This is a genomic window from Actinobacillus minor NM305 (genome assembly GCF_000175195.1).
Lineage (GTDB): Bacteria > Pseudomonadota > Gammaproteobacteria > Enterobacterales > Pasteurellaceae > Haemophilus_A > Haemophilus_A minor.
Window position 1 is genome coordinate 23,230 of sequence record NZ_ACQL01000094.1, and the last position, 24,980, is coordinate 48,209.

General features: G+C 39.4%; 23 protein-coding genes and 2 pseudogenes. 19 read left to right on the forward strand and 6 right to left on the reverse strand.

Translation table 11 applies throughout. The annotated features are described in order from the left end of the window. Positions 1-112: 112 nt before the first annotated feature. The 4 genes from AM305_RS12760 to AM305_RS05795 all read left to right on the forward strand — a co-directional run bounded on the left by AM305_RS12760 (position 113) and on the right by AM305_RS05795 (position 1,452). Entirely contained in the window at positions 113-610 is a 498-nt protein-coding gene (locus tag AM305_RS12760) for an efflux RND transporter periplasmic adaptor subunit (protein WP_237698371.1), read from the forward strand. Continuing rightward, on the forward strand, positions 598-1,044 hold the full coding sequence (locus tag AM305_RS12765; protein ID WP_237698372.1) for an efflux RND transporter periplasmic adaptor subunit: 447 nt from the start codon (positions 598-600) through the stop codon (positions 1,042-1,044). Before AM305_RS12760 ends, AM305_RS12765 begins: the two co-directional genes overlap by 13 nt. Positions 1,045-1,117: 73 nt before the next feature. Further along, positions 1,118-1,264 (forward strand): hypothetical protein, encoded by a 147-nt coding sequence (locus AM305_RS12445; protein WP_005823994.1) that lies wholly within the window; start codon positions 1,118-1,120, stop codon positions 1,262-1,264. Continuing rightward, positions 1,240-1,452 carry an efflux RND transporter permease subunit gene (locus tag AM305_RS05795; protein WP_237698373.1) on the forward strand — a complete coding sequence of 71 codons (213 nt, stop codon included), beginning with the start codon at positions 1,240-1,242 and terminating at the stop codon, positions 1,450-1,452. Before AM305_RS12445 ends, AM305_RS05795 begins: the two co-directional genes overlap by 25 nt. Positions 1,453-1,671: 219 nt before the next feature. Here the strand turns inward: AM305_RS05795 and AM305_RS05800 are convergent, their stop codons facing one another. Continuing rightward, complete coding sequence (locus tag AM305_RS05800) at positions 1,672-2,562, reverse strand: LysR family transcriptional regulator (RefSeq protein WP_005824001.1); 891 nt, start codon at positions 2,560-2,562, stop codon at positions 1,672-1,674. A 130-nt stretch (positions 2,563-2,692) separates the two neighbouring features. Here AM305_RS05800 and ygiD point away from each other — a divergent pair, with 130 nt between their 5' ends. Both ygiD and rlmM read left to right on the forward strand, forming a co-directional pair. Next, positions 2,693-3,484 carry a 4,5-DOPA-extradiol-dioxygenase gene (ygiD, locus tag AM305_RS05805; RefSeq protein WP_005824003.1) on the forward strand — a complete coding sequence of 264 codons (792 nt, stop codon included), beginning with the start codon at positions 2,693-2,695 and terminating at the stop codon, positions 3,482-3,484. Positions 3,485-3,838: 354 nt separating this feature from the next. Continuing rightward, the gene (rlmM, locus tag AM305_RS05810) at positions 3,839-4,924 is read left to right on the forward strand and encodes a 23S rRNA (cytidine(2498)-2'-O)-methyltransferase RlmM (RefSeq protein ID WP_005824005.1); all 1,086 of its coding nucleotides are present in this window, start codon (positions 3,839-3,841) and stop codon (positions 4,922-4,924) included. 64 nt (positions 4,925-4,988) lie between these two features. Here rlmM and AM305_RS05815 read toward each other — a convergent pair whose 3' ends face one another. Further along, positions 4,989-5,804, reverse strand: a complete 816-nt coding sequence (locus AM305_RS05815; RefSeq protein WP_005824007.1) for a shikimate 5-dehydrogenase — start codon at positions 5,802-5,804, stop codon at positions 4,989-4,991. Between the two features lie 15 nt (positions 5,805-5,819). Next, positions 5,820-6,482 (reverse strand): annotated as a pseudogene (locus AM305_RS05820) (NAD(P)H-dependent oxidoreductase). Between the two features lie 214 nt (positions 6,483-6,696). On the opposite strand from AM305_RS05820, the gene pheS reads away from it, so the two are divergent. From pheS to argA, 8 genes are all read left to right on the forward strand, one after another. Beyond that, positions 6,697-7,683, forward strand: coding sequence for a phenylalanine--tRNA ligase subunit alpha (pheS, locus tag AM305_RS05825; RefSeq protein ID WP_005817725.1), 987 nt, complete (start codon positions 6,697-6,699; stop codon positions 7,681-7,683). A gap of 97 nt (positions 7,684-7,780) precedes the next feature. Next, complete coding sequence (pheT, locus tag AM305_RS05830; RefSeq protein ID WP_005824011.1) at positions 7,781-10,168, forward strand: phenylalanine--tRNA ligase subunit beta; 2,388 nt, start codon at positions 7,781-7,783, stop codon at positions 10,166-10,168. Between the two features lie 27 nt (positions 10,169-10,195). After that, positions 10,196-10,492 carry an integration host factor subunit alpha gene (locus AM305_RS05835; RefSeq protein ID WP_005817721.1) on the forward strand — a complete coding sequence of 99 codons (297 nt, stop codon included), beginning with the start codon at positions 10,196-10,198 and terminating at the stop codon, positions 10,490-10,492. A gap of 60 nt (positions 10,493-10,552) precedes the next feature. After that, positions 10,553-11,068, forward strand: a complete 516-nt coding sequence (locus AM305_RS05840; protein WP_005817719.1) for an NlpC/P60 family protein — start codon at positions 10,553-10,555, stop codon at positions 11,066-11,068. A gap of 263 nt (positions 11,069-11,331) precedes the next feature. Beyond that, positions 11,332-11,781: a transcriptional regulator NrdR gene (gene nrdR / locus AM305_RS05845; RefSeq protein ID WP_005824013.1), complete on the forward strand. Its 450-nt coding sequence runs from the start codon at positions 11,332-11,334 to the stop codon at positions 11,779-11,781. 17 nt (positions 11,782-11,798) lie between these two features. Next, positions 11,799-12,569 carry a Nif3-like dinuclear metal center hexameric protein gene (locus AM305_RS05850; RefSeq protein WP_005824015.1) on the forward strand — a complete coding sequence of 257 codons (771 nt, stop codon included), beginning with the start codon at positions 11,799-11,801 and terminating at the stop codon, positions 12,567-12,569. Between the two features lie 40 nt (positions 12,570-12,609). After that, positions 12,610-13,908: a 3-phosphoshikimate 1-carboxyvinyltransferase gene (gene aroA, locus AM305_RS05855; RefSeq protein WP_005824017.1), complete on the forward strand. Its 1,299-nt coding sequence runs from the start codon at positions 12,610-12,612 to the stop codon at positions 13,906-13,908. A 112-nt stretch (positions 13,909-14,020) separates the two neighbouring features. Next, a complete protein-coding gene (gene argA, locus AM305_RS05860) occupies positions 14,021-15,331 on the forward strand; it encodes an amino-acid N-acetyltransferase (RefSeq protein WP_005824019.1) in 1,311 nt (436 codons plus the stop codon). A 34-nt stretch (positions 15,332-15,365) separates the two neighbouring features. On the opposite strand, the gene AM305_RS05865 is transcribed toward argA, so the two are convergent. Next, the gene (locus AM305_RS05865) at positions 15,366-16,265 is read right to left on the reverse strand and encodes a LysR family transcriptional regulator (RefSeq protein ID WP_005824020.1); all 900 of its coding nucleotides are present in this window, start codon (positions 16,263-16,265) and stop codon (positions 15,366-15,368) included. Between the two features lie 128 nt (positions 16,266-16,393). On the opposite strand from AM305_RS05865, the gene topA reads away from it, so the two are divergent. The 4 genes from topA to AM305_RS05885 all read left to right on the forward strand — a co-directional run bounded on the left by topA (position 16,394) and on the right by AM305_RS05885 (position 22,465). Next, complete coding sequence (topA, locus tag AM305_RS05870; RefSeq protein ID WP_005824022.1) at positions 16,394-18,994, forward strand: type I DNA topoisomerase; 2,601 nt, start codon at positions 16,394-16,396, stop codon at positions 18,992-18,994. 355 nt (positions 18,995-19,349) lie between these two features. Then, a complete protein-coding gene (gene rhlB / locus AM305_RS05875) occupies positions 19,350-20,564 on the forward strand; it encodes an ATP-dependent RNA helicase RhlB (protein WP_005824024.1) in 1,215 nt (404 codons plus the stop codon). A gap of 3 nt (positions 20,565-20,567) precedes the next feature. Beyond that, entirely contained in the window at positions 20,568-20,963 is a 396-nt protein-coding gene (locus AM305_RS05880) for a hypothetical protein (RefSeq protein ID WP_005824026.1), read from the forward strand. Between the two features lie 11 nt (positions 20,964-20,974). Then, complete coding sequence (locus AM305_RS05885; RefSeq protein ID WP_005824029.1) at positions 20,975-22,465, forward strand: helicase HerA-like domain-containing protein; 1,491 nt, start codon at positions 20,975-20,977, stop codon at positions 22,463-22,465. 37 nt (positions 22,466-22,502) lie between these two features. Here AM305_RS05885 and bioD read toward each other — a convergent pair whose 3' ends face one another. Both bioD and AM305_RS05895 read right to left on the reverse strand, forming a co-directional pair. Beyond that, on the reverse strand, positions 22,503-23,222 hold the full coding sequence (gene bioD / locus AM305_RS05890; protein WP_005824031.1) for a dethiobiotin synthase: 720 nt from the start codon (positions 23,220-23,222) through the stop codon (positions 22,503-22,505). A gap of 61 nt (positions 23,223-23,283) precedes the next feature. After that, positions 23,284-24,465 carry an ROK family protein gene (locus AM305_RS05895; protein WP_005824032.1) on the reverse strand — a complete coding sequence of 394 codons (1,182 nt, stop codon included), beginning with the start codon at positions 24,463-24,465 and terminating at the stop codon, positions 23,284-23,286. A gap of 150 nt (positions 24,466-24,615) precedes the next feature. Between AM305_RS05895 and AM305_RS05900 the strand changes: the two are divergent. Beyond that, positions 24,616-24,980 (forward strand): annotated as a pseudogene (locus AM305_RS05900) (ribonuclease D); the annotation flags it as partial.

Below are 24,980 nucleotides of genomic sequence, written 5' to 3' on the forward strand. Positions count from 1 at the left end.
ATCTCTATTATCCCAATAGCCAAAAAACAGTCTTAAAAATGACTTTATTTAGTCTTAAAAATAACGAACAATGTCGCATAACTGGTAACTTTTAAGACTTTAAAGTGAAAAATTGATTTTATTATTCGCTTTGCCAAGCTTATTTTTAACCGCTTGCCAAGAGCAAAACAATGAACAATCCAACGAACCAACCGAAACAGCATTAATGAAAGTGAATGTGGTTCAGGTGCAACCTGCGACATTAACACAGACGCTACGTCTTTCGGGCTCGATTACGGCGAAAGAAGATGTGGCTGTTGGGACGGCATTGCTTGGGCTACAAATTCAAACGGTTAATGTGGAAGTGGGCGATGTGGTCAAAAAAGGGCAGGTTTTGGTCACGCTGAAACGTTATCAAACCTTGATGAAAAGCGATGCCATAAGCCGTCAGGAATTGGAGCAACAACAGGCGAAAGTGCGTACCGCTCGTGTGGCGGTTCAGGCGGCGAATGCGGAAATCGCTCAGGTGCAGGCACAGCTTGGCGATAGCCGTCATCAACGTAAAAAGCCGAAGTGCTTGCCCCGGCAGACGGCATTATCACGCAACGCAGTGCCGAAGTGGGCAATTTAACGGACAGCAACGCCTTGTTTCATCTTGCACGAAATGGTGAGTTGGAGGTGGCCATTGAAGCCAGTGCGGAAGAATTGTCTTTACTCAAAACGGGTTTGCAGGCGGAAGTTCAAGTGCTTGACCAAACAACAAGCGGTCAAATTCGCTTGCTTTCTTCCCAAATCGACCGGACAAGTCGTACAGGCAAAGTGCGTATTCAGTTGCAAACCTCAGCTCAACTCACGCTCAGCACACCCGCCACAGCCTTAATCAAACTGCCCGAAATGCAAGCCCAAACCACCTTACCGTTAAGTGCGGTCAATTTTAATGCCGATGGAACCGCCTTTGTGATGGTGGTCAATCACAATAAACAAATAGAACGCCGCCCAATTAGCTTAGACGAAGTCAATCAAGGCATAGCCGAAATCCTATCAGGTTTGGAAGTCAGCGAATAAGTGGTGCAAAAGGCTGGAGCATTGATTAATGAAGGGGATCGGGTTGAAGTTGTAATGGAAAAGGAGCAAAATAATGAACTTCAAAATCTCATCTTGGGCAATTCGTAATCCTATTCCGATTATTGTGTTGTTTTTACTTTTAACTGTGCTTGATATTCGTGCTTTTCAAGGCTTGCCTACGGTGCGGCGTTGGATATGTCTTCTGTTATCGGGATTTTGATGTTAATGGGCATCGTAACCAAAAACTCCATTTTGCTGGTGGATTTTGTAATCGAAAAACGCCAACAAGGAATGGCTCGTCATCAAGCCTTAATTCAATCGGGTTCAGAAGGCGTCCGCCCGATTTTAATGACCACCATTGCAATGGTCGCAGGTATGTTCTCTGCCGTATTTGCCAGTGGTGCATAATCTCTCGAATAAGCGTTAAATAGGCGGTGAAGTCGGCGCTTTAGTTGGGTAACCATTGATGACACGAGATAATCTTGTAAATGCATAAATTGCGTGTTCATCTTTCACTCCTTTGTTTTCGAACTCCTTGGTTTTCGATTTAGCTATTATAAAGAGAAATTCATCGCTGATTATTTATTTAAACTAAAGAGAGAACTAAGGAATTTAGCATTATCGATTTTAACTCTTCAACCGCTCAAAATAATTCATAATCAAATCACAAGCGATGCGGACTTTTTCTGATTGAATGCGTTGTAACGTGACTAAATAGAGTGGTACGGTTGGTAATTGCCATTCTGGTAGCAACTCGACTAAATCGCCTTGCTTGATCCATTTTTCTACTTCGGGGGCAATTTGTAGCGAAACGCCCAAACCGTCAAGGGTTAAGCAACGGCTGGCGTAGAGTGAATTCCCTTGCGCTCGGTAATTGGGGGTTATCATTTGTTGCTCGTTATTGCATTGGAAAGTGACGTTTTCAAAGCGAGGATTTGAAAATCCTATCCAATCTAATTGCGCTAATTCAGTCAAATTTTGCGGTATACCTTTTTCGGCAACATAATCTCTGTGGGCGACAATTTTCCAATGAAAATCATAGAGATGGCGGGCAATCATATTGTTGGCTAAAATACCTTCGCCGGCTCTTAGGGCAATATCAATGCGCTTGTCCAACAAATCCAGCACCCGATCTTCAAATAAAATATCTAAAGTAAACTCGGGATATTGTGTCAAAATCGGTTTAAAAATTTGGCTTAAACCGCTGTCAATCAGACCGCTTGCGCAGGCGATGGTTAATTTACCGCTTGGTTCTTCACGCAGTAACTCAATGCTTTTGATGGCTTCGCTGGCATTTTGTTGCATTTTACTAATATGTTGATAGAACACTTCGCCTGCTTCGGTCAGCGATAATTTTCGGGTTGTGCGATTAAGCAATTTGATCTTCAGATGCGCTTCCAATTTTTGAATGGCTTGAGTCACAGCAGAAGGGGTCATAAATAATTTTTCAGCGGCAGCCTGCATTGACCCTTGTTCAATAACTGTAGCAAAAATGCTCATTGCTTTGTAGTCATACATTTTTTGTTCTCTTTTTATTGACAGATAAGCCAATTATACAACTGAATTCTTTCTTTAGTTTTACTAAATTCTCTTTGGTTCGGAATAGGTTTATTCTGTTTGTACATTAAATAGCAAAAGGAGTAAAACAATGAAAAAAATGCCCGCACTTTTTGTCGGACACGGCAACCCGATGAATGCGTTGGATCCGCAAAATATTTTTAATCAAGGATTTCAACAAATCACCTCTACCTTTGAGAAACCGAAGTTGATTTTATGTATTTCCGCCCATTGGTATAGCTCAAAATTGCAAGTGATGGGGGCGGAATACCCACCGATGATTTACGATTTTTACGGCTTTCCGCCGGAATTAAGCGAGATTGTGTATCCGGCGAAAGGCGATCCGGCATTTGCTCGACACATTCAAGGGGTACTAGCACCTGAACACGTGGAAATCAATCCAACTCGAGGCTTCGATCACGGGGCGTGGGCGGTGTTGAAATATCTCTACCCAGAGGCGGATATTCCCGTGGTTCAGCTTAGTTTGGATCGCACTAAATCGCCGCAATGGCATTATGACTTGGCGAAAAAATTACGTCCGTTACGCGAACAAGGCGTGTTGATTTTAGGCAGCGGCGATATTGTGCATAATTTAAGAGCGATCAGTTGGGAGCATATCGATCAAGTGGGCGCAGGCTATGATTGGGCGTATCAGTTTAGAGATGAAATCAATCAAGCAATGCGTGAACATAATGATGACGCATTAGTCAATTTTGAACAGTTCGGTGAAAGTGCAGCGCTCTCCGTGCCAACGCCAGACCATTATTTGCCACTGCTTTATGTGATGGCACAACGTGATGAAAATGATGAGATTACCTTGTTTAATGACGAACTGATCGCAGGATCGCTTAGTATGACATCGGTGTTGGTTAAGGAAAGATAGACAAAGAGCAAAGGCTGTGGATAAGTAGCGTGTAGTATCCCATTTTTCATTGTGTTTAACCAATGAATTCATAATGGTTAGTAGTTTACGTATACACGTCATAATAGCGACTTTTTTCGCTTTGCATTTTACAACTGTATTTATACCGCTCCTCTCCATGTGTACTGCTTGTATTTGATCGCTTAACGGAGATTCTGAAACGGCGGTATGGATAGGAGAGTAACATATGCAAAAATTTTGTGAAATCGCACAGCTTACTTTTAATGTACGCAGATGAGAGAAATTTTACGAGAGAAAAGTTGATAGAATAATGCTATTATTCTACATTATTTTGAGATTATGACTGTAGGAAAAATGAACAAGTTAGCATTATATTGTCGAGCCGGATTTGAGAAAGAAGTTGCCGGAGAGATTAACGATAAAGCAGCACAACTCGGTATCTTTGGCTTTGCCAATGTTAAAGAAAATAGTGGGTATGTGATTTTTGAGTGTTATCAAGCCGGAGAAGCAGACCGATTAGCCAAAGAACTGGCGTTTAATCAGCTTATTTTTGTGCGTCAAATGATTGTCGTTGGGGATTTGTTACAAGATTTGCCTGAAGGTGATCGTATTTCGCCGATTTTAGCGCAATACCAAGCACTCAATCCGAAAAATAGTAGCGAGATTTTTGTTGAAACACCTGATACAAATGAAGCGAAAGAGCTTTTAACATTTTGCCGTAAATTTACTGTGCCACTTCGTAATGCCTTGAAGAAACAAGGTTGGTTGGGCGCAAAAGAAACAGCAAAAAATAGTGTGAGTTTGCATATTTTGTTTGTAGGATCGGGTAAATGTTATGTGGGCTATGCCTATAATCATAACCGTTCACCATTTTTTATGGGCATTCCTCGCCTAAAATTCCCGGCAGATGCGCCTAGCCGTTCAACATTGAAACTAGAAGAAGCGATCTTAACCTTTATACCGCCGGCAGAAGAGCAAAAACGTTTTACGGAAAATATGACAGGGGTAGATCTTGGTGCGTGTCCGGGGGGCTGGACTTATCAGCTCGTTAAACGTGGCTTATTTGTGTATGCAGTCGATCACGGGAAAATGGCAGCCAGTTTGCACGAGACGGGGCGAATTGAGCATTGCCCTGAAGATGGTTTTAAATTCCAACCGCCTAAGCGTAAGCAAATTGATTGGCTTGTGTGTGATATGGTGGAGCAGCCTATGCGAATTAGTAAACTCATGGCAAAATGGTTGTTAAACGGTTGGTGTCGAGAAATGATTTTTAACTTGAAATTGCCGATGAAAAAACGTTATCAAGAAGTTCAGCTTTGTTTAAATTATCTTGAAGATGAACTGGCGAAAAATGGTTTCTGGTTTAAAATTCAAGCAAAACATCTCTACCATGATCGTGAAGAAATTACCGTACATATTGCAGTAATGGGTAAAAAGTAATTGAATAATGACATTCCCAAAAGAAAATTTTCTGATTTTGGGAATGTTTTGTTTTGAAGAGGCGTCAGTGAGGTGCTCTTGAAAATGTCGCAGCTTCAGCAATCAATTCATCATTTGGGCGAATTCCCGTATAAAGCACAAATTGTTCTACCGCTTGCAACGTCATCACTTCTGCACCGGAAATGGTTTGTTTGCCTAGCGATTGAGCGTATTTTATTAACGGGGTTTCTGCCGGCATTGCAACCACATCAAACACATTTGTAGCTTGTTTTATCATCGCTTCAGGGAATGCTAAATCAAACTCTTCTTTTCCGCCCTTCATTCCAATCGGGGTAACATTTACGAGAATATCAGCCTGTTGATTTTCAAGGCTATTGATATATTCATAACCGTAGAGGTTAGCAAGGTAGGTTCCTGTTTCAGCGTTACGAGCATAGACTTTCAGCTGTTCAAAACCAGCGTGTTTAAATGCGGCAACAACAGCTTTTGCCATACCTCCGCTACCTTGAACAATAACTGAAGCGGTCGATTTTAGTTGATATTTTGCAATGAGCTTTTCAATAGCGATATAGTCGGTGTTGTATGCTTTTAAATAACCATCAGTATTAACGATTGTATTGACCGACTCAATGGCTTGAGCGGAAGCATCAATTTCATCTAAAAACGGCATACAAGCCTCTTTAAATGGCATTGAAACAGCACAGCCTCGAATACCTAACGCTCGTACACCTTTTACGGCGTGTTCAATATCTTGAGTGGTAAAGGCTTTATAAATAAAATTTAAGCCGAGTTTTTGATAAAGGTAGTTATGAAAATAAGTACCAGTATTGCCTGGTCTGCCAGAAAGCGACATACAGAGTTGCGTATCTTTGTTAATCATATTTTTCTCTATCAATTATTCAATCCAATGGATTACTTCTTCTGTCGGTTTACGATATTTTTTGGTAATTTCTTTTGCTCGATAGCCAAAAGTGACCATACAAGAAACACCATATTCGTTTGCATCAAATAACCCTTATTCGCTCAAAATGCGATTAACTTCGTCATAATTAAAGCCTTCAATCGGGCAAGAATCAATCCCAATCAGCGCGGCGCCTGTCATCATATTACCTAATGCAATATAGGTTTGTTTACAGCACCAATCAAATAGCGCTCGTTCGTTGTCCGCAATTTTCATATCATTGGTTTGAAAATCCTTGTAACGAGCAAGGGTTACTTCGGTTTGTTCAGGTGTTAAACCACGTTTTGCTAAAGAGGTTTTAAAGAATTCCGAATCATAGCGAGCATTCTTTTTCGCAAGAAGCACCACAATATGACTTGCTTCTTCAATTGGGTGCTTAATTCCCCAAGCAACAGGCGCAATTTTTTGGCGAATAGCCAGATTTTGTAATACGAGAAATTGCCACGGTTCAGAGCCTACTGAACTAGGCGACAGGCGAGCAAGCTCAAGAATATAATCCATATCTTCTTTACTGATTTTGCGTGTTGGGTCGTAATAACGACATGCTGCACGATAATTGAAAGCCTCTAAAACTTGCGATTTAGTGATATTAAACATTGTATTTCTCCATTAAAAAACTTAGGGCATTCTACGCCTATTTTTTGATAAAGCGAACCTTCGACAGGCGTTATTTTGATAATACGCAAAAAAATCACAAAATCCCACCGCTTCAAACCTTAAAAATCAAGACGTTAGCCGATTTTTACGTTTACATTTTTTATGCAAAGTATTATTATCACAGCAATTTTTATTAGTTATTAGAGGATAGGTAATGCAACACCTAAAAGAATTAACCGCTCAAGCTAGAGAAGCGTTAGATAAGTTAGATCAAGGCTTAGATGCTTTGGAAAATTTCCGTGTAGAATATTTTGGCAAAAAAGGGCATTTTACCCAGTTAATGCAAGAATTGCGTAATGTGGCGGCAGAAGAACGTCCGGCTATCGGTGCAAAAATCAATGAAGCAAAACAAGCAGTACTTGATATTTTAAATGCTAAAAAAGAAGCGTGGGAGCAAGAGGCATTAAACGCGAAATTAGCAAGTGAAAGTATTGATGTGAGCTTGCCGGGTCGTAAAACCGAATTAGGTGGATTACACCCTGTTTCGATTACGATTGAACGTGTGGTTAAATTCTTCTCAGAATTAGGTTTTACCGTGGCAAGCGGTCCGGAAATTGAAACAGATTACTATAATTTTGATGCGTTAAATATCCCAGCGCATCATCCGGCTCGAGCAGATCACGATACATTCTGGTTTGATGCTCAACGCTTGTTACGTACTCAAACTTCGGGCGTGCAAATTCGTACGATGGAGAATGTGAAACCACCTTTACGTATTGTTGCACCAGGGCGTGTATATCGTAATGATTACGACCAAACTCACACACCAATGTTCCACCAAATTGAATTATTATACGTGGATAAAAAAGCGAATTTTACCGAGCTGAAAGGGTTAATTCACGATTTCTTAAAAGCATTCTTTGAAGAAGATTTACAGGTACGTTTCCGTCCATCATTCTTCCCATTTACAGAGCCTTCTGCAGAAGTGGATGTGATGCGCCAAAATGGTAAATGGTTAGAAGTATTGGGTTGTGGTATGGTTCATCCGAATGTATTACGTAACGTAGGAATCGATCCTGAAGAGTATAGCGGTTTTGCCGTGGGTATGGGTGTGGAGCGTTTAACAATGTTACGTTATAACGTAACGGATTTACGTTCATTCTTTGAAAATGACTTACGTTTCTTAAAACAATTTAAGTAATTTTATCATTGTAGGGGCACACTGAGTGTGTCCGTTATAACGCTTATAACAAGCGGTCAAATTTTAGAAAATTTTGCAAATTAAAGGATAGAGATAAATGAAATTCAATGAATCTTGGTTGCGTGAGTGGGTAAATCCTGCCATTTCAACAGAGCAATTATGCGACCAAATTACAATGTTAGGCTTAGAAGTTGATAGTGTTGATCCCGTTGCCGGTGAATTTAGCGGTGTAGTAATTGGTGAAGTGGTATCAGCAGAACAACACCCTGATGCAGATAAATTACGTGTAACAAAAGTAAATGTCGGTGGCGACCGTCTATTGGATATTGTTTGTGGCGCACCTAACTGCCGTGCCGGTTTAAAAGTGGCTTGTGCGGTTGAAGGCGCATTGCTACCGGGCGATTTTAAAATTAAGAAAACCAAACTGCGTGGTCAGCCATCAGAAGGAATGTTATGTTCTTATTCTGAACTAGGTATCAAAGAAGATCATAGCGGTATCATTGAATTACCATTAGATGCACCGGTAGGTGTTGATTTCCGTGAATATCTAAACTTAAATGATGTAGCAATTGAAATTAGCTTAACGCCGAACCGTGCGGATTGTTTAAGTATTCGTGGTATTGCACGTGAAGTGAGTGTTATCAATCAAGCAGAAGTTTCTGCACCTGAAATTGCCGCTGTAACGGCAACTATTTCAGATAAAGTAGCTGTTGAATTACAAGCACCGGAGGCTTGCCCACGTTATTTATCTCGTGTCGTGAAGAATGTGAATGTTAATGCACAATCTCCGTTATGGCTACAAGAGAAACTCCGCCGTTGTGGTATTCGTTCTATTGACCCTATCGTAGATATTACAAACCTCAGCTTGCTTGAATTAGGTCAGCCAATGCATGCTTTCGATGCTTCAAAAATTGAAGGCGCAATTCAAGTGAGAATGGCAAAAGAGGGCGAAGAGTTAGTTTTATTAGACGGAACCACTGCAAAATTACAAGCGAATACCTTAGTGATTGCTGACCAAAAAGGTGCTTTAGCGATGGCAGGGATCTTTGGCGGTGAAGCAAGTGGTGTGAGCAAAGAAACAAAAGATGTTGTTTTAGAAGCAGCATTTTTCGCCCCATTAGCGATTACAGGTCGTGCGCGTCAATATGGGTTACATACTGATGCTTCACATCGTTTTGAGCGTGGTGTTGATCCAGAATTAACACGTCAAGCAATGGAACGCGCAACAGCCCTTCTTCTTGATATTTGTGGTGGCGAAGCAGGCGAAATCGTTGAAGCCGTTAGCGAAGCGCATTTACCTAAACGCAATACGGTAAGTTTACGCCGTAGCAAATTAGATGCGGTGATCGGTTATCATATTGAAGATGCTACGGTAACAGATATTTTAACTCGCTTAGGCTTGAATGTGACTTTTGCAAATGATACCTGGACTGCAGTAGCGCCAAGTTGGCGTTTTGATATTGAGATTGAAGAAGATCTCATTGAAGAAGTCGCTCGTATCTATGGCTATAATAATATTCCAAATAACTCGCCTTTATCTCATTTAACCATGAAAGGTACGCCAGAGAAATTATTGGAAATTGCTCGTGTACGCGCAGCATTTGTGGATAGCGATTATCAAGAAGTAGTAACTTATAGCTTCGTTGATCCAAAAATCCAAACTTTGTTACACCCAGAGCAAGAAGCGTTAATGCTACCAAACCCAATTTCAAGCGAAATGTCGGCAATGCGTGTGTCGCTTTTAACGGGGTTATTAGAAACAATCGTATATAATCAAAATCGTCAGCAAAACCGTGTTCGTATTGTTGAAACAGGTTTACGCTTCATTCCAGATGAAAATGCAGAGTCAGGTGTTCGTCAAGAGTCTGTTATTGGGGCAGCGATTGTAGGCGATAAACGTCCGGTTCACTGGGAACATAAAGCTGAATCTGTTGATTTCTTTGATTTAAAAGGCGATATTGAACGTATTTTCTCATTAACTGTTGTTCGTAACGATTTAAAATTTGTCGCTAAAGCATTCCCAGCATTACACCCAGGGCAATCTGCAGCAATTATGTTAGATGGTAAAGAAATTGGCTTTATCGGAACATTACACCCGTCGTTAGTTCAGAAATTAGGCATTAAAGGCAAACCAATTGTTTGTGAAGTTTTGGCTTCAGCAATTGCAGAGCGTCCAATTCCAGTAGCAAAAGAGATCTCTAAATTCCCTGCAAATAATCGTGATATTGCGGTGGTTGTTGATGAGAATGTTGCAGCAGGCGAAGTGTTAGATGCTTGTCGTTCATCGGGTGGCGATAAATTAGTGGGCGTGAGTCTGTTTGATGTTTATCGTGGCACAAACCTTGCAGAAGGTAAGAAAAGTTTAGCGATTAGTTTAACGGTACAAGACACCGAAAAAACGTTAGAGGAAGATGAAATTAATGCGGTGATTCAAGCTGTATTAGCAGATTTATCGCAACGTTTTAATGCAACATTACGTGACTAATCATTACTCGTTTAGTAAGGATATTTTATGGCTCTCACTAAAATTGAACTTGCAGAAGCTCTGGTTGAAAAATGTGGCTTTGAGAAGCGAACGGCAAAATTATTTATTGATCAGTTTTTCGAAGAAATTAAAAGAGCATTAACAACCGGAGAAGAGGTAAAATTATCAGGATTTGGTAATTTTTCTGTTCGAGAAAAAAATGCACGTCCCGGTAGAAACCCAAAAACGGGAGAAAGCGTTGCGGTTTCTGCTCGTCGAGTAGTAGTGTTCAAAGCAGGACAAAAAATGCGTGATCGTGTAGAACATGCAAAAGTGAAGAAATAAAAATCTGAAAATGTTTTACCCTAAATGGTTGCCATTTAGGGTAAAACAGAGGGTATTTTAATGAAACGTATATCAAAATTGGCATTAGTCAGTTTAACTGCAATTTTAACCGCTTGTTCTTCTTCAGATGATGTTCATGTATCAGGTCCTATAAAGGCAAAAGCAGGTATTTATCGCACAAATCAAGCTAATTTGGGCGATCCGATTATGGTTATAGCCAATTTAAGTGAACATCAGCAAGAATGGAAAGGGACTCGTTATCGCTTAGGTGGAACATCTAAAAGTGGAGTGGATTGTTCAGGCTTTATGCAGATTACATTTCGTGATCTCTTTGGTATTGATTTACCTCGTACAACAACAGAACAAGCTAATGAAGGCAGACGCGTGTCTAAAAGTGAAATTAAAACAGGCGATTTAGTTTTCTTCAAAACAGGCCGTGGACCGAATGGCAAACATGTTGGTGTTTATGTGAAAAACGGGCAATTTCTCCACGCCTCTACAAAAGGTGGGGTTATCTATTCTGATTTAGATTCGCCATATTGGTCAAAAACATTTTGGCAGGCGCGCCGTTTATAAAATAAGCGAACCACTCGGAAAAATTTGAAGTCGATCACAAATTTGAAAATTGAGCTTTGAAAAGGCTCACAAATTAACGTAATCTTACATGCAACAAAAATAAGTGTTGTGTTCAACAACCGGATTCATAAATTTGCTTTCCGAGTAGCCCCTAATAAGGGGCTTTTTTTATGCATACACATTTTTAATGAGTGTGATTAGATTGATTTTTTTATAAAAAACATCGACAATCAGAAAATTCGCATATAACTGGAGAAAAGAGCATGCGTTGTCCTTTTTGTGCCGCAGAAGAAACGAAGGTCATTGATTCCCGTTTAGCCGCAGATGGTTACCAAATACGTCGTCGCCGAGAGTGTACGGTGTGTAAAGAACGTTTTACAACGTTTGAATCAGCAGAACTTCTTGTCCCTTATATTGTAAAAAGCAATGGTAACCGAGAGCCTTTTGATGCAAGTAAGTTAAAGATGAGTTTGGCTAAAGCTTTAGAAAAACGCCCTGTAAGCGCAGACGATTTAGAGAAAGCGGTTAATCAAATTATTATTCAGCTTCAAGCAACAGGCGAAAGGGAAGTGCCTAGCAAACTTGTCGGTAATTTAGCGATGGATGCATTAAAACGCTTAGATAAAGTGGCATATATTCGTTTTGCTTCAGTTTATTTGAGTTTTGGCGATATTGAAGAATTTATTAAAGAAATTGAAAAATTACGAGAATAATAAAGAGAGGATAACCTATGCTGACAAACTTAGCGTTAGAACAGCTTTTGAATGAAAAATTAAATGCGAAAGCAATTAGTGATTATGCACCGAATGGATTGCAAGTTGAAGGCAAACGTGAAATCCGTAAAATTATTACCGGTGTAACTGCAACACTACCGCTAATTGAAAAAGCGATTGAGAAAAATGCAGATGCGATTTTAGTTCATCACGGTTATTTTTGGAAAAGCGAAGATCCTTGTATTCGAGGAATGAAAGGCAAACGTATCAAACAGTTACTGGTTAATGACATTAATTTATTTGGTTACCACTTACCGTTAGATATTCACCCTGAATTAGGAAATAACGCTCAATTAGCGACATTGTTAGGCGTTAAGAATTTAACCGGTTTAGAAGATAAACCTTATTCAATTCCTGTTTATGGTGAATTAGAAACAGCGATCTCTGCAACCGAATTGGCACAGCGTTTAGAAAATGGATTAAATCGTAATGTCATCTTGTGTGATGAATTTGTAGCTGAATTCCCGCATAAATTGATTAAAACTGTTGCGATTTGCACGGGAGGCGGTCAGGGATATATTGATTTAGCGGCTGCCAAAGGTATTGATGCCTTTATTAGTGGAGAAATTTCTGAACAGACTACCCATTCAGCCAGAGAGCAGGGCATTTATTATTTTGCCGCAGGTCATCATGCTACAGAGCGTTATGGCATTAAAGCATTAGGCGAATGGCTTGCGCAAGAATATCAATTAGACGTTGAATTTATTGATATTGATAACCCAGCATAATGATTATTTTTTATTTTTAGCAACACAACGGATTTTTATAATGGAAAAATTAACACTTGCTCCGATTTCTCGCATTGAAGGCGAGATCAACTTACCCGGCTCAAAAAGTTTATCAAATCGCGCATTATTGCTTGCAGCTTTAGCTCAAGGCACAACTCAAGTAACGAACTTGCTCGATAGTGATGATATTCGTCATATGCTTAATGCATTAAAGGCGCTTGGCGTTAAATATGAATTATCTGCGGATAAAACGATTTGCACAGTCGAAGGTGTAGGCGGTGCATTCCAATGGCAAAATGGCTTATCGCTATTTTTAGGAAATGCAGGTACGGCAATGCGGCCACTCACAGCTGCGCTTTGCTTAAAAGGTAAAGAAGAAGCAGAGGTTGTTTTAACCGGCGAACCTCGTATGAAAGAGCGCCCAATTAAACATTTAGTGGATGCATTACGTCAGGTAGGCGCACAAATTCAATATTTGGAAAATGAAGGCTATCCACCCGTTGCCATTCGTAATACAGGGCTAACAGGTGGCAAAGTAAAAATTGATGGTTCAATCTCTAGCCAATTTTTAACGGCATTATTAATGTCTGCGCCATTAGCAGAAGGCGATATGGAAATTGAAATTATTGGTGAGCTTGTTTCTAAACCTTATATTGATATTACCTTAGCGATGATGAAAGATTTTGGGGTAACTGTTTCTCATCAGAACTACCAAACTTTCTTTGTTAAAGGTCAGCAAAGTTATGTATCGCCAGAAAAATATATGGTTGAAGGCGATGCATCATCGGCGTCTTATTTCCTTGCTGCAGGTGCGATTAAAGGGAATGTGAAAGTAACCGGAATTGGTAAAAATTCTATTCAAGGCGACCGCTTGTTTGCCGATGTGTTGGAAAAAATGGGTGCTAAAATTACTTGGGGCGAAGATTTTATTCAAGCAGAACGAGGCGAGCTTAAAGGCATTGATATGGATATGAACCATATCCCTGATGCAGCAATGACAATTGCAACTACCGCACTGTTTGCCGAAGGCGAAACCGTTATCCGAAATATCTATAACTGGCGCGTGAAAGAAACAGACCGTTTAACAGCAATGGCAACGGAGTTACGTAAAGTGGGCGCTGAAGTTGAAGAAGGGGAAGATTTTATCCGAATTCAACCGCTTGCATTGGATCAATTCCAGCACGCAGAAATTGAAACTTACAATGATCATCGTGTGGCAATGTGTTTTTCACTGGTGGCATTATCCAATACACCGGTAACCATTTTAGATCCGAAATGTACGGCAAAAACGTTTCCAACCTATTTTGATGAGTTAGCAAAATTATCGGTAAGGGAATAAAAAGAAATCTCTCATTGACGAAAGTGAATGAGAGATTTTGATTTTTAATTCATTTTTATTGCATATCTATTCATTTTGAGTTATAACTACACTATTAAAAAGTGAGGAAATTATGCGTAATACAGAATTAGTTCAATGGTTCAGACAATCCACGCCTTATGTGAATATGCATAGAGGGAAAACCTTTGTCATTATGTTAGATGGTAATGCGGTTGCTCATCCCAATTTTGTGAACATCGCCAATGATATTAGTTTGTTACATAGTTTAGGTATTAAATTGGTACTCGTGTTTGGCGCTCGTTATCAAATTGACGAATTATTAGCAAAAAATAACCGCTTGTCGCAATATCATCATCACATTCGAGTGACAGATCTCGAAACGCTAGAGTATGTCAAACAAGCTGTTGGAGGCCTACATTACGATATTTTCTCTCGTCTTTCTTTACGTTTGCCAAACTCGCCTGTTATCAATGTTGTGAGTAGCAATGCGATCTTAGCTCAACCTTTAGGGGTTATTGATGGCGTGGATTATGGGCTAAGCGGCAAAATTCGCCGTATCAATGTCGAACATATTGAACAGCAATTAGAACAAAATGCGATTGTTTTGATTAGCCCGATTGCGCCTTCTGTAACAGGGGAGATGTTTAATTTACCTTTTGAAGAGATTGCTACTCAAGTTGCGATTAAGCTAAAAGCCGATAAACTGATTGGTTTTTGTGAAACGCAAGGTTTATTAGATGAACACGGCGAAGTAGTCCCAGATATTCATCCTCGTGAAGCCAAACGCTATTTATCCAATTTGATTGAAGCGGGGAAATATCACGACTCAACCGCTCGCTTTCTCCAAGCTGCTGTGGAAGCAAGCAATGCTGGGCTTAAACGTGCGCACTTACTTAGCTATAAAGAAGATGGCTCATTGCTTCAAGAGTTATTTTCTCGAGATGGTATTGGTACGCAATTATCTCAAGAAAGTTCGGAACATATTCGCATTGCAACGTCTCACGATATTCCAAGTTTACTGAATTTAATTCGACCTTTAGAAGAGCAAGGCATTTTAGTCAAACGTTCTCGTGAACAACTTGAGGTTGAAATTAGCCGTTATACCATTATTGAGCGAGATGGTATTGTGATTGCCTGTGCGGCATTAAACCATTTTGAAGAGGAAAAAATGGCAGAAATGGCTTGCGTTGCGGTACACCCAGACTATCGTGATTCATCTCGTGGCGATGTGTTACTTGATGCGATTAAGCGTAGAGCCGTGCAATTAGGTGTTGAGAAATTGTTTGTTTTAACAACACGTACAACACAGTGGTTCCAAGAACGCGGCTTTGAATTAAAAGGTACAGAAGATCTGCCTGCTTATAAGCGTGAACATTATAATTACCAACGAATGTCGAAAATTTTGGTGTTGGATTTAGTGTAATAACAAGCGGTCAAATTTGGGGGTAAATTTACATTTACCCCTTAACTAACGCTTCTTTTTGCTCTTTCATCAACGTTGCTAAAAAATCAATAAATACCTTCACTTTTGGCGATAAATAGCGGCGATTAGGATATAACAAGCTAATATCCAATTTCCTTTGATCAAGATGTTCTAAAATCGGAATAAGTTCGCCATTTTTTAATTCTTTAGTGACTAAACATTTCGGAATGTTGATAATTCCTTGATGGTCTTTTGCCATTTGGACGAGAGAGTAGCCATTATTACTATAAATTCTGCCTTTCGCTTTATATCTTAATGTTTCCTCGCCGAATGAAAAATCCCACGTTTGATGATTTTCATAGAGTAAGCAAGTGTGTTGGTCAAGATCTTGAATCGTTCTTGGCGTACCGTGAATAGCGAGATATTCAGGTGAAGCCACAATGATTTGATGTGATTCAGCAATTTTTTTAGCTACAATACTGCTATCTTCTAATCGTCCAACTCGGAGCACTAAATCAAAACCTTCTGAAACGACATCTACTCGTCTATCGTTAAATTCGAGATGTAATTCAATATACGGATAGGCTTCAAGGAATTTCCCTAAATGAGGCGCAACAAAGCGTGAACCGAAGTCCATTGGTAAAGAGAAGGAGAGTTTGCCGGTTAAATTCTCGCTGATGTTATTGATGCTGTCATCAGCTTCTTTGAGTTCATTAAGAATAGGCTGGCAGCGTTGATAGTAAAGTAACCCTGCTTCCGTTGGCGTAATCTTTCTGGTAGTTCGGTGTAATAAGCGAACATTAAGATGCTCTTCAAGTTGTGCGACCAACTTACTTGCCATCGCCAAAGATATGTCCAATTGTTGAGCAGCTTGAGTAAAACTTTGCGTTTCGATCACTTTACAAAATAGGCTAATTGCATTTAGTTTATCCATTTCGTTTATTTTCTTCTTCTTTATATTGTAATTTTCTTGTAGCCTTGCTATCGTAAAAATAGTCTGTAAAAAAATCAATGAAAAAAGTTATTTCACTTAAATTTTAAAATGCTTATTGGGAAAGAATAATGGGAAAATCATTAGTTATTGTGGAGTCGCCCGCTAAGGCAAAAACCATTAACAAATATTTGGGTAGCGATTATGTCGTCAAATCAAGTGTGGGTCATATTCGTGATTTGCCAAAAAGTGGTACCGAGGAAAAAGCGGAGCGAGCTAAACCTACATCAACCAAAGGATTGACAGCTGAACAAAAAGCAAAACTCAAGGCAGAAAAAGAAAAAAATGCGTTGGTAAAACGTATGGGTATTGATCCTTACCACGGCTGGAAGGCTAATTATCAAATTATGCCGGATAAACAAAAAGTGGTATCAGAACTGAAATCGTTAGCCAAAAAGGCAGACCATATCTATCTTGCAACCGACTTGGATAGAGAAGGGGAAGCTATTGCATGGCATTTGCGTGAAGTGATTGGTGGCGATGATAATCGCTTTAGCCGTGTAGTTTTTAATGAGATCACGAAAAATGCTATTCAAAAAGCATTTGAACATCCGGAACAATTAAACTTAGACCGTGTTAATGCTCAACAAACTCGCCGATTTTTAGATCGCGTGGTGGGCTTTATGGTTTCTCCGTTACTCTGGAAGAAAGTCGCAAGAGGGCTTTCTGCCGGTCGAGTACAATCGGTTGCCGTTAAATTATTGGTCGAGCGTGAACGAGAAATTAAGGCATTCCAACCAGAAGAGTATTGGGAAATTCTAGCGAATACGCAAACAAAACGTAAAAAACTACCGCTTGAATTAACCAATTATCAAGGTAAGAAATGGCAGGCAAGAAATGAAGCGGAAGCAATGCAAGCGGTTAAAAACTTGCAGCAATCTGCATTTATTGTGAGTGAAATTGATCAAAAACCAACAAGCTCAAAAGCCAGTCCGCCTTTTATTACATCGACATTACAGCAAACCGCAAGCACCCGTTTGGGATTTGGTGTGAAGAAAACAATGATGTTGGCACAGCGTTTATATGAAGCTGGTTACATCACTTATATGCGTACCGACTCCACCAATTTAAGCCAAGATGCTTTGACAATGGCTCGGGGTTATATTGAGAAAAAATTTGGGCAAGACTATTTACCGGCTAAACCGAATTTTTATTCGAGTAAAGAAAATGCTCAAGAGGCTCACGAGGCAATCCGTCCTTCTGATGTAAATGTGTTGATGTCCGATCTTAAAGGTATGGATAAAGATGCGGAGCGTTTATATGATTTAATTTGGCGCCGTTTCTTAGCTTGTCAAATGACGCCGGCACAATATGATTCAACCAGTTTAACGGTTACGGCAAATGATTATGAGTTCAAAGCGAAAGGCCGAGTTTTACGTTTTGATGGTTGGACAAAAGCGTTACCTATCCAAGGGAAAACGGCAGAAGATCAGGAATTACCGAATGTAGAATTAAATGAGGTTCTGACACTCGATGAGCTCGTTCCAAGCCAACATTTTACTAAACCGCCGGCACGTTATTCTGAAGCGGCTCTCGTAAAAGAGTTGGAAAAGCGTGGCATTGGTCGTCCTTCAACCTATGCTGCGATTATTTCAACTATTCAGGAGCGTGGTTATGTTCGTACCGAAAACCGCCGTTTCTATGCTGAAAAAATGGGTGAGATCGTTACAGATCGATTAAATGAATCCTTTGGGGATTTAATGAACTACGATTTTACCGCTAATATGGAAGAAACCTTAGACCAAATTGCGGAAGGGAATAAAAACTGGATTTCGGCGCTTGATACCTTCTTTAAGGATTTTTCAGAACAATTAACTAAGGCGGAATTGGATGAGCTTGAAGGCGGAATGAAGCCAAACAGTCTCGTGCCAACGGATATTGATTGCCCGACTTGCGGACGTAAAATGGCAATTCGTACCGCTTCGACAGGGGTATTCTTAGGTTGTACCGGCTACGCATTGCCACCAAAAGAGCGTTGTAAAACAACAATGAATTTAATTCCGGAAGCTGAATTACTCAATGTGCTGGACGATGAAACAGAAACGAAAGCGTTAATGGCTCGTAAGCGTTGCCCGAAATGTGATTCGGCGATGGATAGCTATGTTATCGACCCAAGTAGAAAATTACATGTTTGCGGTAACAATCCAAACTGTGATGGTTATATTATCGAAGCCGGTAGTTTTAAAATTAAAGGTTATGATGGCCCAATTGTCGAATGTGATAAATGCGGCGCAGATATGCATTTAAAATTAGGACGTTTTGGCAAATATATGGGCTGCACGAATTGTGATAATACCCGTAAAATTCTGAAAAATGGTGAAGTTGCACCGCCACGTGAAGAGCCAATTCCATTTCCTGAATTGAAATGCGAAAATGCGGATGCTTATTTTGTTTTGCGTGATAGTGCGGTTGGTGTGTTTATGTCAGCGCATAATTTCCCGAAAGTGAGAGAAAGCCGTCCTGCGAAAGTATCGGAATTAGCACAATATCGTGATCGGTTACCGGAAAAATTACAGTATTTAGCCGATGCGCCATTAACCGACCCTGAAGGCAATCTAGCCATTATTAGTTTTAGTCGTAAAGAGAAACGTCAATATGTAACGTCAGAGAAAAACGGCAAAAAAACCAAATGGATTGTAGATTATCTTGATGGAAAATGGGTAGAACGTTAAAAATATATAGGGTCTGTTTATCTTTCCAAAAAGCCTGCGTTGTCGCCTAAAAAAGCCATCGGCTAGGCGTAAAACGCCGTTAATAGCGGGACTATTGACAAGTTTTACAACGACGGCGAGGGCTTTTTTAGGCACAACCCGAAGGGACGGGCTTCTTTTTTGCCCACTCTGCGTTAAAAAAACTTTGTTTAGAATAACTAAACGGCAGTTTTTTCGCCTTGATTGGGCAAAAAACAAGCTCCGTCGCAGCCTTTTATTGAAAGATAAACAGACCCTAAACAAGGAGGAATTTTTTTTCCTCCTTTTTTTATTTTAAGGTATTATTTACCTGTATAACAAAAGAAGGAAGGATTTAATGTCCCAGCATTTAACAGAACAACGGTTTATTGACTTTTCAATCCACGAAAATGTATTAGCCGCCCTAGAAAGTAAAGGATTTGAATTCTGTACACCGATTCAAGCAAAAACATTACCGATTACGTTAAAAGGAAATGATATTGCCGGACAAGCGCAAACAGGTACAGGAAAAACGATGGCGTTTTTAATTGCGACATTTCATCATTTACTGACTAATGAATGTCAAAGCAATAAAAATCAGCCACGAGCTTTAATTTTAGCCCCTACACGTGAATTAGCCGTACAAATTGCTTCTGATGCCGAGTTGTTAGTTAAACATTCGGATTTAAAATTAGCCTTAGCTTATGGTGGCGATGGTTATGAGAAGCAGGTTGAAGCCATTGAAAAGGGGGTTGATATTCTTGTGGGTACCACAGGTCGTGTTATTGATTACGTAAAACAAGGGATTATCAACTTAGATTGTATTCAGGTTATTGTATTAGATGAAGCGGATCGTATGTTCGATCTCGGGTTTATTAAGGATATCCGCTATTTAATGCGCAAATGTCCTAAACCGGAACAACGTTTAACGATGTTATTTTCCGCAACATTATCTCCTCGAGTACGAGAACTCGCTTACGAAGATATGAATAATGCTTCTTATGTCGAGATAGAACCGTTACAACGTACTGGGCATCGAATTAAAGAAGAACTTTTCTATCCGTCTAATGAAGATAAAATGGCGCTACTTCTAACTTTATTAGAGGAAGAATGGCCAGAGCGTTGCATGATTTTCGCGAATACTAAACAAAAATGTGAAGAAATTTGGCAATACTTGCTTGCTGATGGTCATCGAGTGGGATTATTAACAGGTGATATTGCTCAGAAAAAACGTTTGGCTTTATTAGATAGCTTTACGAAAGGAGAATTGGATATTTTAGTTGCAACAGATGTTGCTGCACGTGGTTTACATATTCCTGAAGTGACTCACGTCTTTAATTACGACTTACCTGATGATCGTGAAGATTATGTACACCGTATTGGGCGAACCGGTCGAGCAGGGCAAAGTGGACATTCTATTAGTTTTGCCTGTGAGCGTTATGCAGTAAATTTACCGGCAATTGAAGAATATATCGGGCATTCTATTCCGGTTAGTCAATATGATAGCCAAGCACTATTGGCTTTGCCTAAAGTAAAAAGAGCACCAAGATTTAATCGGAATGTGAAACGATAGAATATGAAATATAAGATCATTTACCTTTTATTACCGGCATTCTTATCAGCATGTACAGCAGATACACAAGAGTTTTGGGATGATTTGGGCAAAACATTTGAACCTAATAAACCAAGGCAAGCTGTTAGTGTTACAAAGGGGTATCCAGAACCGAAAGGTAATTATACCCACACAACAAAAAAAGTTGCTAAAACACAACAGATTGCTCATGGTCGTATTAATACAACTGCCTGTAACGATCTTGACGACTGGTATTTAGATGGATTTCGTGTTGGTAAATCATTTCGTAGCCAAAGAGACGTAATGTTTCAACAGCGTGTAGCCTATTGTAAAGGTTCAGGACCGCTAGGTTATCAAAAAAATTGGGAACGAGGTTTCCAAGTTGGCATTAAATCATAGAGAGAGAAAACATGACAAATTATGCGATTGCCCAGTCTAAAGAGGGTAATGTAATTTCATTAACAGCAAAAATGGCTAACCGCCATGGACTAATTGCTGGTGCAACAGGGACAGGTAAAACTGTTACATTACGTAAGTTAGCGGAAAGTTTTAGTGACCACGGCGTTCCGGTTTTCCTTGTTGATGTGAAAGGCGATATTTCAGGAATTTCACAAGCGGGTCAATTTAGTGGAAAAATTGCAGAGCGCATTGAGCAATTCAATTTAGGGGGCGAAAGTTATCTAAACGGTTACCCTGTATCTTATTGGGACGTATTTGGCGAAACGGGCATACCGCTACGGACAACCATTTCTGAAATGGGGCCAATGTTACTGGCTCGTTTATTGAATTTGAATGAAACCCAAGAGGGATTACTCAATTTAGTTTTCCGTGTCGCAGATGATCAAGGGTTATTGCCTATCGATCTTAAAGATCTTCGTGCAATGTTAAAATTTGTTGCAGAAAATGCTAAACAATTCCAAGTGGAATATGGCAATGTTTCTGCGGCAAGTGTTGGAGCAATTCAGCGTGCGCTACTTGCTTTAGAAAATGAAGGCGCAGAAAAGCTTTTTGGCGAACCAGCATTAGATTTATTTGATTGGATTCAAACCCGTAATGGTAAAGGTGTCATCAACGTTCTAAATTCAGAAAAATTGATTAATTCGCCTCGTATGTATGGTGCGTTCTTGCTTTGGTTTATGGCAGAACTCTTTGAAAAATTACCGGAAGTCGGCGATCCGGATAAACCTAAATTTGTGCTGTTCTTTGATGAAGCGCATCTCTTATTTGATGGTGCACCAACCGTATTGGTTGATAAGATTGAGCAAGTTGTCCGCTTAATCCGTTCTAAAGGTGTTGGTGTTTATTTTGTCACACAAAATCCACTAGACTTACCGGACAGTGTTTTAGGACAGTTGGGCAACCGTATTCAGCATGCCTTACGAGCTTTTACGCCAAGAGATCAAAAGGCGGTTAAATCTGCTGCAGAAACCTTCCGTGCGAATAAAGGTGTTGATGTTGTTGAAGCAATTACGACTCTCGGGGTTGGAGAAGCACTGATTTCTGTATTAGATGAAAAAGGTATGCCAACGCCGGTTGAGGTGGCTTATATTTATCCACCAAGAAGCCAATTGACACCACTAACAGCGGCAGAGCGTGATAGCTTAGTTAAACAAAATGACCTTTATCTCCATTATAGCCAATATGTTGATAATGTCTCTGCATTTGAAATGCTAAACGATCAGGCAAAACAAGTTGAAGCGCAAAAACAAGCAGAGCAGGAAGGCAAAGAGAATTTTGTTGGCGGACTCATCGCATCAATTTTTGGCACGAAAAAGAAAAAAGATCAATCTTTCACGGAACAAGTTGTTAGCCAAGTAGCACAGCAAGTTGGACGCAATCTCAGAAATAATCTTACTAAGCAGATTATGCGTGGACTTTTAGGTGCGATAACGAAGAAGTGATATGAAAAAACTCCCCTAGCAGGGGAGTTTTTTATCTCTATTTATGAAAATAGTGCAATAAAGGATTAGGGTTCTGAATAAATTGATGCAGTTCTTTTTCTTCAGGTCTTCCAATATAAGGGATTTGTCCTAATAATGGAGCGTCAATTTTTTGTGTTAGCATTTCAACTAACTCCACATAATGACGAAGCCCAGGATTTATGCGATTCGCCACCCAGCCAAGTAGAGGAACACCGCTGGCTTTAATTGCTTGTGCAGTAAGTAACGCATGATTTGCGCAACCTTCTTTAATTCCCACTACTAAGATAACGGGCATTTTATTTTGCTGAACCCAATCCGCAAAACTGAAGTCTTTATTGATTGGTGTTAGCCAACCATAAGTCCCTTCCACAAGAATATTATGATATTTTTTCTGTAAGCGCGTTAAATCATAGTTAAGTTTTTCAACATGAATATGCCTTACTGCATCTAATGCTGCAAAAACAGGTGTGCTAGAGTGCGTAAAAGTATAGCTATTGATTTCTCGATATTGTACTTGAGGAAGTGTGCTTTTAAGTAATGTTAAAACGTCACTATTGTCTTCACTTGCATAATCATCTTGAGGTAATTCTGTTGGTAATTCTTCCGCGCCACCACAGGCAATCGGTTTGTAAGGTACAACAGGAACATCATATTGTGCCAATGTTTGTAACAATGCACGGGTAACAATTGTTTTTCCAACATTGGTATCTGTTCCCGTGATAAAGAGAGATGGCATATTTGTCCTTCCTTATTAAGTCAGATTCCAAATAGCCATAAGTCTATCTAAAAAGCGCAAGCTAGTTTATGTCCTTGATCAAACTTCCTTCATAAATTCCTTGTTTTATTGCAGAACAAGGGATTATTTCGTTATTCCATTCAAATTGGCTTGTTACCAACTGGATGTTAAGGTCATCAATAAGCAAGGTTTTTTGTAATTTCTCTGTAATTTGTTCAAATAAAATCTGTTTAACTTTTAATAAAGGAGAATCAAACAGTACTTTTTGTGTAGAGAATATGTTGATAAGATTCATTAACACATACGCCAAATTATCACTAATATGGTTGAGAATAAGTAATGCTTGCGCATTTTGTTGTTCAATTTGTTCACAAAGGAAGTCAATTTTTTCCTGATTTGTTTTCAAGGTATTCGGTAGATGTAAATCGATTAATCTTATTAACGCTGAGAATGTGACTTGATTGGTAAGTTGATAGCGTTGGATTTCATCAAGTTCAGGAAAAATTTGGTCGCTTAATGGACTGAATTTAGGCATTAACATCTTATCCACATTCATTTTTGATTGTTGATAGAGCAGTGCGCCACGCATGAGAACACTTAAGTTAATGGATTCATCCAGTTGTAAGAAAATAACATTATCATCGCTAATTAAACTCCCTACTGTTGATTCTGCCAGTAGCCAAAGATGGAAATGTTCATTCAGTAAAATAGGGTGTGTAAAATGAGACTCTAGTTTTTCCATTAGAGGGCAGTGTAATTTTTGCCCTTCTAGCTCGGTAATCATTCGTTTATCAGCATCTATTTTTCCAACAACACAAACAGAAATAGCCAACAATTGTTCTTTTGCAAGCGGATATTTTTGGTGAAAATCTTGCAGATTTTCCATAATTAGTGTGTCAAGGCTAGGATAATCTATGGAAGAAACGGTATAATTCTCAGTATAAAGAGGCGTTCCGTTTAATTCACAAAGAGAAACATGAATTTTTTCTGACGAGATGGTTAAACAGAGTAAACGCCAGAAAAATGGGGAAACAGAAAGCCCGACAGCAGGTCTCCCACGAGAAATAGAATCTTGAGCCGTACGTTCAATAATGAATTGTTTGTCAATCAATGCTTTAGTTATATTGGTAATAGAGGCTGGTGCTAAGCCGGCTAATTTGGCAAGATCGGTTCTTGAAATCAATTCAAATTGCTCAATTAAGCGATAAATTGTGCCAATGTTTTGAATGCGATTTTCTGTCATCTTTTTTTCCTTATTATTTTGTTTTATTTGCTCCATTTGGTTATTATTTTCCTTTAATTTTGGAGGAATACAACCAATTTATTTTCAGAATGTGATCCAATTCACATTATTTATTTTTAAAATTAAAGAAAATCAAGAGAACGTTTAAAAATGCACCAAACTATCCATTATCATTGGGTTTCGACTAGCCAACAATTAGACGAGGTCTGCCAGAAAGCTGCCAACAAAAAAGCGATTGCATTAGATACTGAATTTATCCGTATTCGTTCTTTTTACCCTCAATTAGGCTTAATTCAATTGTTTGATGGCGAGCAAGTCAGCTTGATTGATCCAAATAGTATTGAAGATTTTTCCTCTTTTATTGCATTATTAGCTAACCCCGATGTCATTAAAGTCTTACATGCGTGTAGCGAAGATTTAGAAGTTTTTGAATATCGCTTTAAACAATTACCAACGCCTTTAGTTGATACACAAGTAGTTGCCGGTTTTTTAAATAAAGGGATTTCGATTGGATT

What these genes read in the sequence shown, in the direction of transcription:
- AM305_RS12445 (WP_005823994.1), top strand. Translation starts at nt 1,118, where the DNA reads ATGAACTTCAAAATCTCATCTTGGGCAATTCGTAATCCTATTCCGATT.
- AM305_RS05795 (WP_237698373.1), top strand. Translation starts at nt 1,240, where the DNA reads ATGTCTTCTGTTATCGGGATTTTGATGTTAATGGGCATCGTAACCAAA.
- AM305_RS05800 (WP_005824001.1), bottom strand. Translation starts at nt 2,562, where the DNA reads ATGTATGACTACAAAGCAATGAGCATTTTTGCTACAGTTATTGAACAA.
- ygiD (WP_005824003.1), top strand. Translation starts at nt 2,693, where the DNA reads ATGAAAAAAATGCCCGCACTTTTTGTCGGACACGGCAACCCGATGAAT.
- rlmM (WP_005824005.1), top strand. Translation starts at nt 3,839, where the DNA reads ATGAACAAGTTAGCATTATATTGTCGAGCCGGATTTGAGAAAGAAGTT.
- AM305_RS05815 (WP_005824007.1), bottom strand. Translation starts at nt 5,804, where the DNA reads ATGATTAACAAAGATACGCAACTCTGTATGTCGCTTTCTGGCAGACCA.
- pheS (WP_005817725.1), top strand. Translation starts at nt 6,697, where the DNA reads ATGCAACACCTAAAAGAATTAACCGCTCAAGCTAGAGAAGCGTTAGAT.
- pheT (WP_005824011.1), top strand. Translation starts at nt 7,781, where the DNA reads ATGAAATTCAATGAATCTTGGTTGCGTGAGTGGGTAAATCCTGCCATT.
- AM305_RS05835 (WP_005817721.1), top strand. Translation starts at nt 10,196, where the DNA reads ATGGCTCTCACTAAAATTGAACTTGCAGAAGCTCTGGTTGAAAAATGT.
- AM305_RS05840 (WP_005817719.1), top strand. Translation starts at nt 10,553, where the DNA reads ATGAAACGTATATCAAAATTGGCATTAGTCAGTTTAACTGCAATTTTA.
- nrdR (WP_005824013.1), top strand. Translation starts at nt 11,332, where the DNA reads ATGCGTTGTCCTTTTTGTGCCGCAGAAGAAACGAAGGTCATTGATTCC.
- AM305_RS05850 (WP_005824015.1), top strand. Translation starts at nt 11,799, where the DNA reads ATGCTGACAAACTTAGCGTTAGAACAGCTTTTGAATGAAAAATTAAAT.
- aroA (WP_005824017.1), top strand. Translation starts at nt 12,610, where the DNA reads ATGGAAAAATTAACACTTGCTCCGATTTCTCGCATTGAAGGCGAGATC.
- argA (WP_005824019.1), top strand. Translation starts at nt 14,021, where the DNA reads ATGCGTAATACAGAATTAGTTCAATGGTTCAGACAATCCACGCCTTAT.
- AM305_RS05865 (WP_005824020.1), bottom strand. Translation starts at nt 16,265, where the DNA reads ATGGATAAACTAAATGCAATTAGCCTATTTTGTAAAGTGATCGAAACG.
- topA (WP_005824022.1), top strand. Translation starts at nt 16,394, where the DNA reads ATGGGAAAATCATTAGTTATTGTGGAGTCGCCCGCTAAGGCAAAAACC.
- rhlB (WP_005824024.1), top strand. Translation starts at nt 19,350, where the DNA reads ATGTCCCAGCATTTAACAGAACAACGGTTTATTGACTTTTCAATCCAC.
- AM305_RS05880 (WP_005824026.1), top strand. Translation starts at nt 20,568, where the DNA reads ATGAAATATAAGATCATTTACCTTTTATTACCGGCATTCTTATCAGCA.
- AM305_RS05885 (WP_005824029.1), top strand. Translation starts at nt 20,975, where the DNA reads ATGACAAATTATGCGATTGCCCAGTCTAAAGAGGGTAATGTAATTTCA.
- bioD (WP_005824031.1), bottom strand. Translation starts at nt 23,222, where the DNA reads ATGCCATCTCTCTTTATCACGGGAACAGATACCAATGTTGGAAAAACA.
- AM305_RS05895 (WP_005824032.1), bottom strand. Translation starts at nt 24,465, where the DNA reads ATGACAGAAAATCGCATTCAAAACATTGGCACAATTTATCGCTTAATT.